Source organism: Pseudoxanthomonas sp. LjRoot127 (genome assembly GCF_964253495.1).
Classification (GTDB): Bacteria; Pseudomonadota; Gammaproteobacteria; order Xanthomonadales; family Xanthomonadaceae; genus Pseudoxanthomonas_A.
The window spans coordinates 2930624-2946201 of sequence record NZ_CAXUQR020000001.1; the positions used below are offsets into that span (position 1 = coordinate 2930624).

A 15578-nucleotide genomic window follows, 5' to 3' on the forward strand; every position below is an offset into this window, starting at 1 on the left:
GGTACGCGACGAATAGTCAGCCGTCGTGTTCTGCCCCCATCGCACGGGCGCTGGGGAGGTGGCGCGGGGCGAAGGCGTTAGACGCGCCGCAGAGCCGGGGCGGGGTCGAGTGTAACCTCAAGTCACAATTTGCCGGGTGAGGGGGACTCGTCGTCCGCGGACGATGGCGAGCCGGCAGCCTCGACGGCGCTCAGCGGGGTTTCCAGCGGCAGCATCCACATGCCATCCAGCAACGCACTCCAGTCGGCGAGCTGCGGATGTCGGTAGGCGACGACCGACGATTCGATGGGGCCCATGCTGCGAAGACGCGTGCTGTCCAGATACATCGGTATCCCGCCGCGTGCCTCGAGCGAGGTCGCCGAGAGCGCGATAGCCACACGTGGCAGGGAGGGGCGGCCGTGGCGACCCGATCGTGCGGTGAAGCCCACACTGGCCAGGCCACTCCCCAGTCGGCGGTGCAGGTGCATGCCCAGCGAAATCCGATCGGGCCGATCCGGAAGCGGGGCTTTCACCGCATGCGGTGTCGACGTCCAGATGATGGCGCGCTCACCCGGTGTGCGTGCATGCTGCCACGAGAAATTCCGTGCCATGCCCTCATCGCGCGTACTGAAGGAGGCCCCGCTGGACATGTCGAGGAATTGGCCAAGACTGATCGCCATTGCACGATCGGCCTGCCCATCGGGTCCGGATACACCGCGCCCGATCTTCTTCAAGCAACGGCGGAGGGCATCCCGGAATGCATCGTCGTACGGATGGGAGGCACTGAAATCCCATTGCGTCAGGCGCGCCAGCCGGCCTTCGCAAGCGACGCGTGCGGATCCGGCATGCGCGGCAAGGCGCCGGGGAAGCGCATGCTCCGAGAACGGTTGCGATACGCCGCCTACCTGAATGTCGAGGCCGCGCAGGCGCAGGGTGCCTTTGCTGGCGCGATCCCAGAGCCAACGCAGTGTCGGCTGGAATTCCCGCGTGCCGGACCACAGGGGGCCGATGGCCTCGGCAAGCCGTGCCGGCTGAGCAGTGCCCCGGGCCAGCTGCTCTTCCAGCGCGAGAAACTCGTAGACCGAACTCTCGAAGTAGAGCGCATCGAATCCGCATCGATCGACAAGCGCCTCGACGATGCGGCCCTTCAACATCACGGTGGCACCGGCACCGTGGCCGGCGTCTTCGCCCAGCATCACCACGCGCTGGGTACACAGCGATTCGATCGCCGCGTCGAAGTCGTCGGCGACTGGAACCGTCGACGCGGTGGCGATGCCAGGCATCGCGAGCGCGAGCATCAGGATCGCGAGGTGCTTCAGACAGGTTCTCAATCGGCCCTCCCTGGCCTGCATGGATTTCCGCTACGCCACGAACGGTTTGAACGCCACGCCCAGGCCCTGCATGTCCTCGGGCTCGCCGACGAGATCCGAACGCAGCAGCGGGCGTGCGTCGATCCATTTCTTGCTCACCACCAGGTCCAGGCGGTCGTCCGCCGCGGTCAGGTCCAGGCGGGGGATCGCCTCGTTGTCGTGCGAGCGGTGCAGCAGCACGGCCAGGCGCAACAGCGCAGCCTTGCGCTTGGCGCTGAGCAGCAGGCGATCGGGCAGGGCGTCGAAGGCGGTCTTGGGCACGCCACGCCGGTGGGTGCGGACCAGCGCCGAAAGTACCTGCTGCTCCTGGCGCGAGAAACCTTCGATGTCGGAATGTTCCAGCAGGTACGCGCCATGCACGTGGTACTGGCTGTGCGCGATCACCAGGCCGATCTCGTGCAGGCGCGCGGCCCAGCCGAGCATGCGTGCGTCGTCGTCGTCCAGGCCCCAGCTGTCCTCCACCTGCTCGAACAGGCGCATCGCCGTCGCCTCCACGCGCGCGGCCTGGAATTCGTCGATGCCGTAGCGCTGCATCAGCGCGGCAGTGGAAAGATCGCGCGGATCGTTGTCGCTGCCGCGGCCCAGCATGTCGAACAGGATGCCTTCCCGCATGGCCGCCTTGCTCACCATCAGGCGCTGCAGGCCCAGCGCCTCGAAGGCGGCCTCCAGCACCAGCACGCCGCCCGCAATGATGGGCCGGCGGTCGTTGGACAGGCCCGGCAGGTCGATGTCCTCGATGCGGTCGGCCTGCAGCAGTCGGTCGCGCACCTGCGGCAGCGCCTCGGCGGTCACCGCCCCCTTGGTGAGCTTCATCGCCGCACAGATCTCGCCGATGGCCTTGTTCGTGCCGGACGAGCCGATGGCTTCCTGCCACCCGAGGTTGCGGTACAGGCCGGCGAACTGCTGGAACTCGGCTCCGATCTCGGTGAGCGCTTCCTTCCAGCGCTTGCGCGACAGCTTGCCCCCGGGGAAGAAGCGGCGCGTGCTGGCGATGCAGCCGGCCTGAAGGCTTTCGCGCTCCAGCGTCTCGAAGCCGCGGCCGATGATGAATTCCGTCGAGCCGCCGCCGATGTCGATGACCAGGCGGCGCTGGTTCGACTTCGGCGGCTGCGAATGCGCCACGCCGAGGTAGATCAGTCGCGCTTCTTCGCGCCCGGAGACGACTTCGATGGGCTTGCCCAGCGCGGCTTCCGCCGCTGCCAGGAAGTCCTGCGGATCCCGCAGCTGTCGCACCGTGTTGGTCGCCAGCGCACGCACGCGGGCGGCAGGAATGTCGCGGATGCGCTGCCCGAAGCGAGAGAGGCAATCCAGGGCACGTTGCCGTGCCGCGGCGGACAGGCCGCCCTTGCCATCGAGGCCGTCGGCCATGCGCACCGTCTCGCGCAGGCGGTCCACGACGCGCAACTGCCCCAGCAGCGAACGCGCGACCACCATGTGGAAGCTGTTGGAGCCCAGGTCGATCGCGGCCAGCATGTCCCCGTCCTGGAGCGGCGGGGAAGTGGGGGAAGTCAGGGGCGCCATGCGGTCAGTTTAGCCAATGGCGCCGTGCATGGCAGCAACGCGATCGGCAGGCGCGTCATCGCAGGCCGCATGCGGGGGTCGCCTCACACCTTTTCCAGCAGGGTGGCCTGCGCCGAATGCGGCACGTCGTCGCCGGGCGTCAGCTTGACGTAGCTTCCATCGGCCTGCAGCTCCCACGCATTGCAGTTGTCATCGAGATAGTTCTGCAGGCCGTCCTTGAACACCCGTGCCGCCAGGTCCTTGTCCAGGATCGGGAAGCAGGTCTCAACGCGATGCAGCAGATTGCGTTCGAGCCAGTCGGCGCTCGCGCAGTAGAGTTCCGGCGCGCCGTCGTTGCCGAACCAGTAGAGACGGCTGTGCTCGAGGAAGCGACCGACGATGGAGCGCACCCGGATGTTGTCGGAAATGCCCGGCACCCCGGGGCGCAGCGCGCAGGCGCCGCGGACGATCAGGTCGATCCGTACCCCTGCCTGCGAGGCCGCATACAGCGCGCGGATGATGCGCGGCTCGTTGATGGCATTGATCTTGGCGATGATGCGCGCCGGCTTGCCGGCCCGCGCCAGCTTGGCTTCGCGTTCGATCTTCTTGATCAGGCCCGGGTGCAGCGTGAAGGGCGATTGCAGCAGTCGCTTGAGCTTGGTCGTGGGCGCCAGGCCGGAGAGCTGCTGGAACAGCAGGTGCACGTCGCTGCCGATGTCGGGGTCGGCGGTGAGCAGGCCGATGTCCGTATACGCGCGTGCTGTACCGCTGTGGTAGTTGCCGGTGCCCAGGTGCACGTAGCGCCGCAGCTTGCGCCCTTCGCGGCGCACGATGAGCAGCATCTTGGCGTGCGTCTTGTAACCCACGACGCCGTACACCACCTGCGCGCCGGCTTCCTGCAGCTTGTCGGCCACGCCGAGGTTGGCGTCCTCGTCGAAACGGGCGCGCAGTTCGACCACGACGGTCACGTCCTTGCCGTTCCGCGCCGCCTGCACCAGCGCTTCGACGATCGCCGAATCCTTGCCCGTGCGGTAGAGCGTCTGCTTGATCGCCAGCACGTCGGGGTCCACCGCGGCCTGCTTGATCAGGTCCAGCACGGCGCCGAACGAATCGAAAGGGTGGTGCAGCAGCACGTCGTCGTCGGCGACCTTTTCGAAGATCGCCTCGCTGTCGCGCAGCGGCCGGGGGGTGAACACGGGGTACTTCAGTTCCGGGCGCTGCACCAGGTCGTACACCTGGATCACGCGGTTGAGGTTGACCGGCCCGTTGATCGGATACACCGCGTTGTCGGGCAGCGCGAAGTTCTGCAGCAACTGCCGCACGATGGGCTTGGGACAGTCGTGCGCGATCTCCAGGCGCACGGCCGGCCGATAACCACGGCCTACCAGCTCGTCGCGCAACGCCAGCGCCAGGTTCTCGACTTCCTCTTCGTCGACGACCACTTCGGAGTTGCGCGTCACGCGGAACTGGTACGAGCCCTTCACTTCCATGCCCGGGAACAGTTCGTCCACGAACACCGACAGCACCGAGGAAAGCAGCACGAAGTCGTTCTCGCCACCGGACACGCGCTGCGGCAGGTGGATGATGCGCGGCAGTGAGCGCGGCGCGCGCACGATGGCCAGGTGGCCGGCACGGCCGAACGCATCCTTGCCCTTCAGCACCACCACGATGTTCAGCGACTTGTTGAGGATCTTCGGGAACGGATGCGCCGGGTCCAGGCCCAGCGGGGACAGCACCGGCATGATCTCGTTGCGGAAATAGGCGCGCAGCCAGCGCGTCTGGCGCGCATTCCAGCTGTCGCGGCCGAATACGCGCACGCCGGCTTCGGCCAGTCCGGGGCGGAGCACCTCGTTCCAGCACTTGTATTGGGCGTCGACCAGTTCGGCGGCGCGGTCGTGGATCTTGTTGAGCACGGTCGCCGGGCTCATGCCATCCGCGCCCGGCGGCAGGCCGAAGTCGAGTGCGTGGCGCACGGTGGCGGCGCGGATCTCGAAGAACTCGTCCAGGTTGGTGCAGGAGATGCACAGGAAGCGCAGCCGCTCCAGCAAGGGTACCGACGGGTCTTGGGCCTGCGCCAGCACGCGGAAGTTGAAGTCCAGCTGGGACAGTTCGCGGTTGAGGTAGAGCGCCGGGTCGCGCAGCGCGTCTTCGCCGGTGGCAGGGGCGGGCGTCGTGTCCAGGGCGGCGTTCATGCGGTCTGGCTGTCCGTGGTGAGGGCGCGCGGGGCGGCGTCGAGGCGAGGCTCGACACGTTCGGCGCCGAAATGGATGGAGAACAGGCTGCCCTGTCCGACCTCGCTTTCGATCTCGAGGCGGGCCTGGTGCAGGTTCAGCACGTGCTTGACGATCGACAGTCCCAGGCCGGTGCCGCCGCTCTCGCGCGAGCGGCTGGTCGAGACGCGGTAGAAGCGCTCGGTGATGCGCGGCAGGTGCGACGTCGGGATGCCGTAGCCGGTATCGCGCACGCTGAGCACCGCGCCGTCTCCCTCGCGCGCGAAGCGCACGGTGATGGTGCCGCCGACCGGCGTATAGCGCACCGCGTTGCTGACCAGGTTGGAGAAGGCGCTGTGCAGTTCCTTGTTGGAGCCTGACAGGTCCACGCTCGCCTCGTCCTGGACCACGATGGTGTGGCGGCGCTGGCTCAGCGCTTCCGCCTCGCGACGCAGCGTGGCCAGCATCGGCGCCATCGCGACGTTCTCGTCGGGCAGGCTGTCCTGCGCTTCCAAGCGCGACAGCGTCAGCAGGTCTTCCACCAGCTGGGTCATGCGCTGCGACTGCTTCTGCATCTCGGCCAGCATCGGCGCCCAGTCCGGGTACTCGGTGGGCTCCAGCATGTCCAGGTAGCCGTGCACCACGGTCAGCGGCGTGCGCAGTTCGTGCGAGACGTTGGCGACGAAGTCGCGCCGCATCTGCTCCAGGCGCAGCATCTTGCTGACGTCGCGCGCGACCAGCAGCCAGTACTCGTCGGAATAGGGGATCAACCGCAGGTTGAGCCGCAGGTTCGGATCGACCGGCGAGGCCGCATCGAGCATGGGTTCGGCGTTGCGGCCCGCGGCCAGCCAGTGCGACATCGGCAAGGGCTGCAGGCGGTCGCCGACCGGGGCGCCGATGTCCGTGGGGTACTGCAGGCCCAGCAGATGGGTGGCGGCCCGATTGAACCACTGCACGCGCTGGCTGTTCCGTTCCACGACGACGACCGCATCGGGCAGTGCGGCGGCGGCGGCGCGGTAGGCGCGCAGCATGTCGAGCAGGCGGCGCTTGCGGGTGCGCATCTCGGCCTGGCCGCGGAACAGCAGGCGGTCTAGTTCGTTCCAGACACCCTTGCCCTGCGCCGGTTCCATCCGCTGCCGGGCGGTCAGGCGCAGCAACACCTTGCGAAGCCGCCAGTAGTGCCACGCGACGACCCCGAGGGCAGCGACGGTGACGACGGGCCAGACCTGTCCAAGCAGCAGGCCGACCACGACCGCCATCGCCAGGATCAGGGCCAGCTGGCCGAGCGTCTTGAACCAGGCGGTGCGGATGTCGTGGGGCATGGATCGATTGTGTCAGATGTGTATGACAGCCTGCGCGGGCGGCGCCGCCGCCGGCAGGGTCACATCGCCGCCGAGAAGCGGTAGCCCGAACCGCGGACGGTCTGCACCATGTTTTCCAGGCCATGGGGTTCGAGCGTCTTGCGCAGTCGGCGGATATGCACGTCGACGGTCCGCTCTTCCACATACACGCTGCCGCCCCACACGTGGTCGAGCAACTGCGTGCGCGAATAGACACGCTCGGGGTGGGTCATGAAGAAGTGCAGCAGGCGGTACTCGGTGGGGCCGATGGCGACCGGCGTATCGCCGGCGAACACGCGATGGGCGGCACCGTCGATGCGCAGGTTGCCCACCGCGACGCTGCCGTCCTCGTCGTCGTCGCGCGAGCGGCGCATGACGGCGCGGATGCGGGCGAGCAGCTCGCGGGCGGAAAAGGGCTTGACCACGTAGTCGTCGACGCCGGCCTCCAGCCCGCCGACCCGGTCGTTCTCCTCGCCGCGGGCGGTGAGCATGATGATCGGCACGTCGCGGGTCATGGCGTCCTTGCGCCAGCGGCGGGCCAGTTCCAGCCCGCTGGTACCGGGCAGCATCCAGTCCAGCAGGATCAGGTCGGGCACGCGGTCGGCGATGGCGTTCTGGGCTTCGCGGGCGTCGCCGGCATGGATCGGTTCGTAGTCGCCCTTGCGCAGGGCGAAGGCCACCATGTCGCGGATGGCGGGCTCGTCGTCGACGATCAGGATGTGCTTCTGCACGCAGGATCCGTGTGCGGGGAGGGACGACGCCAGTAGACGACAATTTTATGACGTTTACATGACATGCCGCGGGGCTGTCATGGCGGCGCCCGCAGGCCGGTCAGCGTCGTTCCACGTCCGGGTCGCGCACGCCCTGCCGGCGCAGCTCGAGCACCTCCGGCGTGATGGCGGCTATGCGGGCATCGACACGGGCGCGCGCGTAGAAGTCCAGGTCGCTCTGCTTCTTGAGATTCTGGAGCTGGATCAGAGCCTGCTCGGGCCGACCGTTCAGGTAGGCCGCTTCGGCATACGCCTCGCCGGCGCGCGCGGTATCGCCAGCCAACTCGTTGGCCCGGGCGAAATTCTGCTGGAACACCGGGTCGTCGCCCGCGCGCGCCATCAGGGGGCGGAGCACGGCCTGCGCCCGCTGGCCGGCGTCACGGCCCCCCTGTTCATTGAGCACCTTGGCGTACGTCAGCGCGACGGGCCGGTTCTGGGGATACCGCAACATCAGGGCGTCGAAGCGCTGGTTCGCCGAGGCACGGTCTCCGGTGCGCGATTCCGCTTCACCCAGCGCCAGCGCGACCCACAGGTTGTCGGCATGCTCATCGGCCAGCCGCTTGAGCTCCGTCAGCGCCAGACGGGTATCGCCGCCCTGCAGATGGGCCACGGCAAGCCCATACCGTTCCGGCCCGGTCAGCGGCTTGCCGGCCTGGCGCCGCAGGGTCTCGTATTCGCGGACCGCGGCAGACGGCGTACTGGCGCTGAGTGCGCGCAGGCGTTCGCGGGCCCAGTCGAACTGGCCGGTATCGCCCTGCCGGAAGGCCTGTGAGGGCAGGGTCACCGGGATCGGCAGCAGCGGATTGTCGCTGCGGGTTTCCGCCAGGGTCACCGCGTTGCGGTCGAAGCGCTCCACCCGCTCCCCGCCCGGCACGCTGGTCACCGCCGTCACCTGGTTGCCGCGCAACTGGTCCGCACGCTGGCGGGCCTCGCTGATGCGGGTCGTGGTGACCGGGTGGGTCTGCAGATAATCCGGCACCGATTCGCGACCGCTCCCGCGAGCGACCCGGGTGGCCTGCTGCAGTTTGGCGAAGAAGCCGGCCATCGCATCGATGTCGTAGCCGGCGCGCGACAGCGTGCGGATGCCGACCCGGTCGGCTTCCGACTCGTTGGAGCGCGTGTAGTCGATCTGGCGCTGTTGCATCAGGCCCATCGCCGAGGCGATGGCCGCCTGCGACGCATCCCCGCTGGAACTGCCGCCGGCCGCCTGCGCCAGCACGATGGCGCCCAGCATGCCCAGCAGGATCGGGACCTGGTCGCGCTGGGCCCGCTCGACGCCGCGCAGCACATGCTGCTGGGTGACGTGGGCGATCTCGTGCGAGAGCACCGCCGCCACCTCGTCTTCGCGGTCGGCGGTCAGCACCAGGCCCGCGTTCATGCCGATGTAGCCGCCGAGCGTGGCGAAGGCGTTGATCTGCCGGTCGCGCATCATGAAGAACGTGTAGGACTGCTGCGGGTTATCGCTGTCCGCACCCAGTCGCCCGCCCACGCCCTGCAGCCAGTCGGTGACCAGCGGGTCTTCCAGCAGGTAACCGTAGTTGCGCAGCTCGCGCAGCATCATGCCGCCGTACTGGGCCTGCCGGGCGGGCGTGAGCAGCTCGCCCGCCGAGGACCCGATGTCCGGCAAACGGCTTTCCTGCGAGGCGGCCAGGGGCGCGGCGACGATCAGGGTCAGGGCGGTGGCAAGCAGCAAGGGACGCAAACGGGGGGCTCCGTGGCGGATAATGGGCGTCTTCATCAGGATGACCGTTCGTCGATCCGGGCAAGTGAATACGTGGTTAACCGGGCCCGTACCGGGTCGCACTGTTCCACTTCGTTCACTGGAAGACGGCGCGCACTGCCCTATATCGACGGGACTACCCGTCGCCCATTCCGTTCCGGAGACCTGCCTTGAGCAACCCCCCCCACGCCGCCAGCGCCCCCGAGATCACGCTCTACAGCACGGCCATCTGCCCGTATTGCGTCGCCGCCAAGAACTTCCTCAAGAGCAAGGGCCAGACCTGGACGGAAGTGCGCATCGACCTGGATCCGGCCGAGCGCGAGAAGATGGTCGCCAAGGCCAGGCGCACCAGCGTCCCCCAGATATTCATCGGCGACGTCCACGTCGGCGGCTACGACGACATGATCGCGCTGCATCGCGCCGGACAGCTGGAGCCTTTGCTGGCCGGAGATGCCGCATGAGCGCCCCCGACGACAGCCAGGACCGGGTGAAGGCGTTCACCGAATTCCGGCAGCGCATGAACAAGCGCATCCTGGACGAACCGAACCAGGTGGTTCGCCGCTTCTTCGCGCTCGACACGCAGACCTACCAGGCAGGCGCGCTGGACGTGAAGACCAAGGAGCTCCTGGGCTTGGTCGCCTCGATGGTCCTGCGTTGCGACGACTGCATCAGCTACCACGTCGCGCAGTGCAAGGAAGCGGGCGTGACCCGCGAGGAGTTCTTCGAAACCTTCTCGGTGGGACTGGTCGTCGGCGGGTCGATCGTCATCCCGCACCTGCGTCGCGCGGTGGATTTCCTGGACCAGCTGGAGGGCGGCCAGGCGGATACGCCGCCGGCGCACGACCACGGCTGACGTTCCGCTTTTCCGCGAGGAAAGCCCGCGACGCGAAGAGGCGGCGCCCTGCCTGCCGTCCGCGCCTGGCGCGGGCGGGGGCTCAGACCATGGTCGATTAGGGGACTTGCCGGCCGTTCGGGCATAATTGGCGGACAAATCTTCCTTTTCGCGCGCGTCGTGGCCTTGTCCGGTGCGTGCCCCTGTTCGGAAACCCCACTCAATGACCCAGACGATTACGGTCATCCGCGGCGATGGCATCGGCCCGGAGATCATGGACGCCACCCTTTACGTGCTCGACGCCCTCAAGGTCGGCCTGGCCTACGAGGAAGCCGATGCCGGCCTGGTGGCGCTGGAAAAGCACGGCGACCTGCTGCCGCAGGCCACGCTGGACTCCATCCGCAAGAACGGCGTGGCGCTGAAGAGTCCGCTGACCACGCCGGTGGGCGAGGGTTTCAGCTCGATCAACGTGGCCCTGCGCCGCCACTTCGACCTGTACGCCAACGTGCGTCCGGCGAAGTCGTTCCCGAACACCAAGTCGCGCTTCCCTTCGGGCGTGGACCTGATCACCGTGCGCGAGAACACCGAGGGCGCGTACATCGGTGAAGGCCAGTCGATTTCCGAAGACGGCGAGACCGCGCTGCTGACGCAGAAGATCACCCGCAAGGGCTCCGACCGCATCGTGCGCTACGCCTACGACCTGGCCCGCAAGACCGGTCGCAAGAAGGTCACGATCGTCCACAAGGCCAACATCCTGAAGACGACCTCGGGGCTGTTCCTGAAGGTCGCGCGCGAAGTCGCCGCGCAGTACCCCGACATCCAGACCAACGAGATGATCGTGGACAACACCTGCATGCAGCTGGTGATGCGTCCGGAGCAGTTCGACATCATCGTCACCACCAACCTGTTCGGCGACATCATCTCCGACCTGTGCGCCGGCCTCGTCGGCGGCCTGGGCCTGGCCCCGGGCGCCAACATCGGCGTGGACGCGGCGATCTTCGAAGCCGTGCACGGCTCGGCCCCGGACATCGCCGGCAAGGGCGTCGCCAATCCGTGCGCGCTGTTGCTGGGCGCGGCCCAGATGCTCGACCACCTGGGCCAGCCGGAGAAGGCCGAGCGCCTGCGCGCGGCCATCATCGGCACGCTGGAAGCCAAGGATTCGCTGACCCCGGATCTGGGCGGCGAGGGCACCACGATGTCGTTCGCGAAGGCGATCGCCAGCCGCGTGTAAGCACGGCCACATCGCGGCAAGCACGAACGGGACGCTCAGCGTCCCGTTTTTGTTTGTCCCTGTCCCATCCATGGGGTTGGACGCTAGGCTGGCGGCACGCACAATCCGCGGCCCCACGCAGAAGGCCCTGCCATGTCCGTCCGTCCCAGCGCGCTCGCGCTGACCCCGTTGCTGCTGTTCCTGGCGCTGTTCTTCGGTGCCGGGCTGTATTACACGGCGCAGGGCGAGGCGATGGGGTTCTACCAGCTGCGCGCGCCGGTGGCGATCCTGCCGGCGCTGGCGTTGGGCGTCTGGCTGGCGCGCCGGCGCGGCCTGCCTGCGCAGCAGACCCTGCTGCAGGGCATGGGCGACAGCAACGTCATGTTGATGTGCCTGATCTTCCTGCTGGCGGGCGCATTCGCGACCGTGTCCAAGGCCATCGGCGCGGTCGATGCGGTCGTCGCGCTGGGATTGGGCGCGCTGCCGGCCAGCCTGATCCTGCCCGGCCTGTTCCTCGTGGCGGCCTTCGTGTCGCTGTCCATCGGCACGTCGATGGGCACCGTGGCGGCGGTCGTGCCCATTGCGCTGGGCGTGGCGGATGCGGCCGGACTGGACCGGGTGCTGGTCGTCAGCGCCGTGCTGGGGGGCGCCATGTTCGGCGACAACCTGTCGATCATTTCGGACACCACCATCGCGGCGACCCGGAGCCAGGGTGCCGAGATGCGCGACAAGTTCCGCGAGAACTTCAAGATCGCGCTGCCTGCCGCCATTGCCACGATCGTCCTTTTGGGTTCGCTGGGCGACGCAGCCCCGGTGGAAGCGCCGGACGCCGCGTCGCCGTGGTTGGTACTGCCCTACGTGCTGGTGCTCGGCTTGGCGCTGGCGGGCCTGGACGTGGTGCTGGTGCTCGGCATCGGCTTGGTGGCATCGGGCGTGTTCGGCTTCGTGCTGGCCGAAGACTACGACGTGGTCTCCTTCGCCGGAGACATCTATCTGGGTTTCGAGGGCATGGTGGAGATCACCCTGCTGTCGATCCTCATCGGCGGTCTGGCTGCGCTGATCAAGGTCACGGGCGGCCTGGACTGGTTGGCGCAGGTCATCGCAAGGTTCGCGCGCGGCCGCACGGGGCGCCGCTCGGGCGAAATCAGCATCGCTGCACTGGCGGCGGGGTCGGACGCGCTGACGGCGAACAACACCGTGGCGATCCTGGTCACCGGCAGCCTGGCGAAGGACATCGCACAGCGCCATGGCATCAGTCCGCGGCGCGCGGCCAGCGTGCTCGACATCTTCGCGTGCGTGATCCAGGGCGTGCTGCCGTATGGCGCGCAGATACTGCTGGCGGCATCACTGGCCGCCGTGTCGCCGCTGGCGCTGGCTGGCAGCGTGTACTACTGCTGGCTGCTTGCGGCATCGGCATTGGCTTTCATCCTCTGGCCCTCGCGCCGCGCGGCACGCGCCACCGAATGAAAACGGGGCGCTTGCGCGCCCCGTCCGGTTCCCGCTCTGGCCATCGAGGCTCAGTCGCGCGACTGCAGCTTCGACAGCAGGCGCAGCAGTTCCAGGTACAGCCAGACCAGCGTGACCATAAGGCCGAAGGCGCCGTACCACTCCATGTACTTCGGTGCCCCCTGCTCGACGCCGCTTTCTATGAAATCGAAATCCAGCACCAGGTTCAGCGAGGCGATGACGACGACGAACAGGCTGAAGCCGATGCCGACCAGGCCGGACTCATGGATCAGCGGGATCTTGATGCCGAAGAATCCCAGCGCGATGCTCGCCAGGTAGACCAGGGCGATGCCGCCGGTCGCGGCCACCACGCCCAGCTTGAAGTTTTCGGTGGCCTTGATCAGGCCGCTGCGGTAGGCGAACAGCAGCGCGAACAGGATGCCGAACGTCAGCATCACCGCCTGCATCACGATGCCGCCGAACTGCGCGTTGTAGACCGCGGAGATCGCACCCAGGAAGAACCCTTCGACCAGCGCGTACAGCGGCGCGGTGACGGGCGCCCAGGTCTTCTTGAAGACGGTGATCAGCGCCAGCACCAGGCCGCCGATGGCGCCGCCCCACATGTACACCGCGAAACCGGGGGCGGGCAGGCCGTCCGTACCGAGCGCCTGGTTCCAGGAGAACGCCGCCGTCAGCACGGTCAGCAACAGCAGGATGCCCGTCTTGTTGATGGTGCCGTTGAGCGTCATCGCCTCGCCGTCGCGCGAGACGACCGCACCACTGCCGAGATCGAGGAAGGTGGATTCCTTCAAAGCCGGATTGCCGCTGCGCATCGTCGTTCCCTTTATGGTTGCCGGACATCTGTCCCCAGCGGCCGAGCATATCGCAAGCGGAAGACCTTCAGGTTTCGTTTGACAGCAAGGCCACAGGTTCCGACAATACGCGACCTCGTTGGCGTCCAGGCGCCATGCCGGGACCCTCGTCGGGGTATAGCGCAGTCTGGTAGCGCATCTGCTTTGGGAGCAGAGGGTCGGGGGTTCGAATCCCTCTACCCCGACCAGCCCGACGCGGTGTCGTTGTGTTCCGGCAGGGTGAGGGATGCGACAATCCGGACAGAGCGCCCGTAGCTCAACCGGATAGAGCACCGGCCTTCTAAGCCGGCGGTTACAGGTTCGAGTCCTGTCGGGCGCGCCACGGCGGTGCGAACCGTCAGGGTGCAGGTTTCAGTGGTGGCTGTAGCTCAGCTGGTTAGAGTACTGGATTGTGATTCCAGATGTCGGGGGTTCGAGTCCCCTCAGCCACCCCATTGATTGCAGGACGTCCGCGTCGCGGGGGTTCACAGAAAAAAACGATGCGGTTACACTACGCGTCTGATGTTTCGGGGCCGTTAGCTCAGTTGGTAGAGCAGTTGACTCTTAATCAATAGGTCCAAGGTTCGAATCCTTGACGGCCCACCAAACCCGAAACGCCCGGCCGCAAGCCGGGCGTTTTTTTATTGTCGGTCGCGCCATGCCGGCCGCTACAATGCGACACGTACTGCGAAAGTGGCGGAATTGGTAGACGCACTGGATTTAGGTTCCAGCGGGTAACCCCCGTGAGGGTTCGAGTCCCTCCTTTCGCACCACGCTCCATCCGTTGAAGGCAGGGCGACCCGACGGCCGGTCCCCCGAGCCTTCTTCCGACCTCCCGGGTGCGCGCCCGGGTTGCGTCTGCTGCCGCGCGGCGCCCGTCACCGCTGGCAGCCTGTCCCGGAATCGGCGAAACTAGCAAGTTCCGCCGGGAAGGGCTTCGTGCTCTGGGCCCAGGCGTCCCGGATTATCAACATCGCCCCGGCTTAGTCGTGGCTGCAGGAGTCAGTGAGTATGCAAGTTTCGGTCGAATCGGTCGGCAACCTCGAACGCCGCATGAGCTTCAGCCTGCCGGCGGAGCGCCTGGACACCCATATCGGTGGCCGCCTGCGCGAGCTGTCGCGTACGGCGCGCATCAAGGGTTTCCGCCCCGGCAAGGTGCCAGCCAAGGTCATCGAGCAGCGTTACGGCGACCAGGTGCGTGCAGAAGCCCTCGACGGTCTGCTGCGCGAGACCTTCAACAATGCAGTGCGCGAGCAGGACCTGCAGCTCGCCGGCAACCCGCGCATCGAAAAGCAGGGCGACGGTGAACTGGATTTCGTCGCCACGTTCGAAGTGGTGCCGGAGTTCGGCGACATCGACGTCACCACCCTCAAGGTGGTGCGCAATATGGCCGAAGTGACCGATGCCGACATCGACCAGATGGTGGACAACCTGCGCATGCAGCGTCGCACCTTCCAGGCCGTCGAGCGCGGCGCGAAAGAGGGCGACCGCGTGGCGCTCGAAACCTGGTCCCAGGCAGGCGACGAGCGCATGCCGGCGGAAGGCGCCGAAAAGGGCGCCACCCTGATCGGTTCGGGCGTGATGTTCGGCGAGATCGAGCAGGCGCTGGTGGGACTCACGAAGGGTGAAGAAAAGACCGTGTCCGTGACGTTCCCGGCCGACTGGCGCGTGCCGCAGCTGGCCGGCCGTCAGGTCGACGTGCACGTAAAGGTCACCGACGTGGCCGAGTCGGTGCTGCCTGAAGTCGATCGCGAGTTCATCCGCAGCTTCGGCGTGAAGGGCGGGGACGTGGAGCAGTTCCGCGCCGACATCCGCAGCAACCTGGAGCGCGAGCTGAAGGGCGCGCTGATGACCCGCCTGCGTCGCGAGGTCGGCGAGCAGCTGATCGCCGCTTATTCGCACGTCGAGATGCCGCCGCGCCTGGTCGAGAACGAAGCGCGCGTGATGGTCCAGCAGGCCGCCGAGCAGGCGCGCCGCCAGGGCCAGCAGGTGCAGATTCCCGAGAATGCCCACGAGGGCTTCACGGACGCCGCCCGCAAGCGCGTCCTGGTCGGCCTGCTGGTGGGCGAAGTGGCGCGCCGCAACCAGCTGCGCCTGGATCCGAAGCGCCTGAACGAAACGCTGCGCCTGATCGCCTCGACCTACGAGGAGCCGGAGCAGGTCATTGAGTTGTACCGCAACGACCCCCAACTGATGAACAGTCTGCAGGGTCGTGTGATGGAAGAGCAGGTGATCGACTGGATCGCCGAGCGCGCCCAGCACACCGAGCAGGCGCTTTCCTTCCAGGAAGCCATCCGCAACTGATCCGGGCGCCCGCCCGGCCAGAAGGTCCGGCTATCCTAGGCCGGAC

Annotated in this window: 12 protein-coding genes and 5 tRNA genes; 10 read left to right on the forward strand and 7 right to left on the reverse strand. The window is 67.4% G+C overall.

The genetic code is table 11. The features are described 5' to 3' along the window. Nucleotides 1–122: 122 nt before the first annotated feature. The 6 genes from ACSQ19_RS13715 to ACSQ19_RS13740 all read right to left on the reverse strand — a co-directional run bounded on the left by ACSQ19_RS13715 (nt 123) and on the right by ACSQ19_RS13740 (nt 8907). Nucleotides 123–1310, reverse strand: a complete 1188-nt coding sequence (locus tag ACSQ19_RS13715) for an erythromycin esterase family protein (RefSeq protein ID WP_435997698.1) — start codon at nt 1308–1310, stop codon at nt 123–125. A 30-nt stretch (nt 1311–1340) separates the two neighbouring features. Next, nucleotides 1341–2861 carry an exopolyphosphatase gene (gene ppx, locus ACSQ19_RS13720; protein ID WP_436000982.1) on the reverse strand — a complete coding sequence of 507 codons (1521 nt, stop codon included), beginning with the start codon at nt 2859–2861 and terminating at the stop codon, nt 1341–1343. A gap of 92 nt (nt 2862–2953) precedes the next feature. Then, on the reverse strand, nt 2954–5041 hold the full coding sequence (gene ppk1 / locus ACSQ19_RS13725; protein WP_435997700.1) for a polyphosphate kinase 1: 2088 nt from the start codon (nt 5039–5041) through the stop codon (nt 2954–2956). Further along, nucleotides 5038–6381: a phosphate regulon sensor histidine kinase PhoR gene (phoR, locus tag ACSQ19_RS13730; RefSeq protein WP_435997702.1), complete on the reverse strand. Its 1344-nt coding sequence runs from the start codon at nt 6379–6381 to the stop codon at nt 5038–5040. The genes ppk1 and phoR overlap by 4 nt, the downstream gene beginning before the upstream one ends. Nucleotides 6382–6440: 59 nt before the next feature. Beyond that, nucleotides 6441–7130: a phosphate regulon transcriptional regulator PhoB gene (gene phoB, locus ACSQ19_RS13735; protein WP_296280049.1), complete on the reverse strand. Its 690-nt coding sequence runs from the start codon at nt 7128–7130 to the stop codon at nt 6441–6443. 100 nt (nt 7131–7230) lie between these two features. Next, the gene (locus tag ACSQ19_RS13740) at nt 7231–8907 is read right to left on the reverse strand and encodes a M48 family metalloprotease (protein ID WP_299341642.1); all 1677 of its coding nucleotides are present in this window, start codon (nt 8905–8907) and stop codon (nt 7231–7233) included. 152 nt (nt 8908–9059) lie between these two features. Between ACSQ19_RS13740 and grxC the strand changes: the two genes are divergently transcribed. The 4 genes from grxC to ACSQ19_RS13760 all read left to right on the forward strand — a co-directional run bounded on the left by grxC (nt 9060) and on the right by ACSQ19_RS13760 (nt 12398). Further along, on the forward strand, nt 9060–9350 hold the full coding sequence (grxC, locus tag ACSQ19_RS13745; protein ID WP_435997705.1) for a glutaredoxin 3: 291 nt from the start codon (nt 9060–9062) through the stop codon (nt 9348–9350). Beyond that, on the forward strand, nt 9347–9742 hold the full coding sequence (locus tag ACSQ19_RS13750; protein WP_296280052.1) for a carboxymuconolactone decarboxylase family protein: 396 nt from the start codon (nt 9347–9349) through the stop codon (nt 9740–9742). Before grxC ends, ACSQ19_RS13750 begins: the two co-directional genes overlap by 4 nt. A 202-nt stretch (nt 9743–9944) precedes the next feature. Beyond that, the gene (locus ACSQ19_RS13755; protein ID WP_435997707.1) at nt 9945–10952 is read left to right on the forward strand and encodes an isocitrate dehydrogenase; all 1008 of its coding nucleotides are present in this window, start codon (nt 9945–9947) and stop codon (nt 10950–10952) included. Nucleotides 10953–11084: 132 nt separating this feature from the next. Next, complete coding sequence (locus ACSQ19_RS13760) at nt 11085–12398, forward strand: Na+/H+ antiporter NhaC family protein (RefSeq protein ID WP_435997709.1); 1314 nt, start codon at nt 11085–11087, stop codon at nt 12396–12398. A gap of 50 nt (nt 12399–12448) precedes the next feature. Here ACSQ19_RS13760 and ACSQ19_RS13765 read toward each other — a convergent pair whose 3' ends face one another. Next, on the reverse strand, nt 12449–13210 hold the full coding sequence (locus ACSQ19_RS13765) for a Bax inhibitor-1/YccA family protein (protein ID WP_435997711.1): 762 nt from the start codon (nt 13208–13210) through the stop codon (nt 12449–12451). A gap of 150 nt (nt 13211–13360) precedes the next feature. Between ACSQ19_RS13765 and ACSQ19_RS13770 the strand changes: the two genes are divergently transcribed. The 6 genes from ACSQ19_RS13770 to tig all read left to right on the forward strand — a co-directional run bounded on the left by ACSQ19_RS13770 (nt 13361) and on the right by tig (nt 15532). Beyond that, nucleotides 13361–13437 (forward strand) — tRNA-Pro (locus ACSQ19_RS13770). Between the two features lie 57 nt (nt 13438–13494). Further along, nucleotides 13495–13571, forward strand: a tRNA-Arg gene (locus tag ACSQ19_RS13775). A 35-nt stretch (nt 13572–13606) separates the two neighbouring features. Next, nucleotides 13607–13683, forward strand: a tRNA-His gene (locus ACSQ19_RS13780). A gap of 75 nt (nt 13684–13758) precedes the next feature. Continuing rightward, nucleotides 13759–13834: transfer RNA gene (locus ACSQ19_RS13785), tRNA-Lys, on the forward strand. An 81-nt stretch (nt 13835–13915) separates the two neighbouring features. After that, a tRNA-Leu gene (locus ACSQ19_RS13790) sits at nt 13916–14001 on the forward strand. Nucleotides 14002–14239: 238 nt separating this feature from the next. Next, nucleotides 14240–15532, forward strand: coding sequence for a trigger factor (gene tig / locus ACSQ19_RS13795; protein ID WP_435997713.1), 1293 nt, complete (start codon nt 14240–14242; stop codon nt 15530–15532). The last annotated feature ends 46 nt before the right edge of the window (nt 15533–15578 follow it).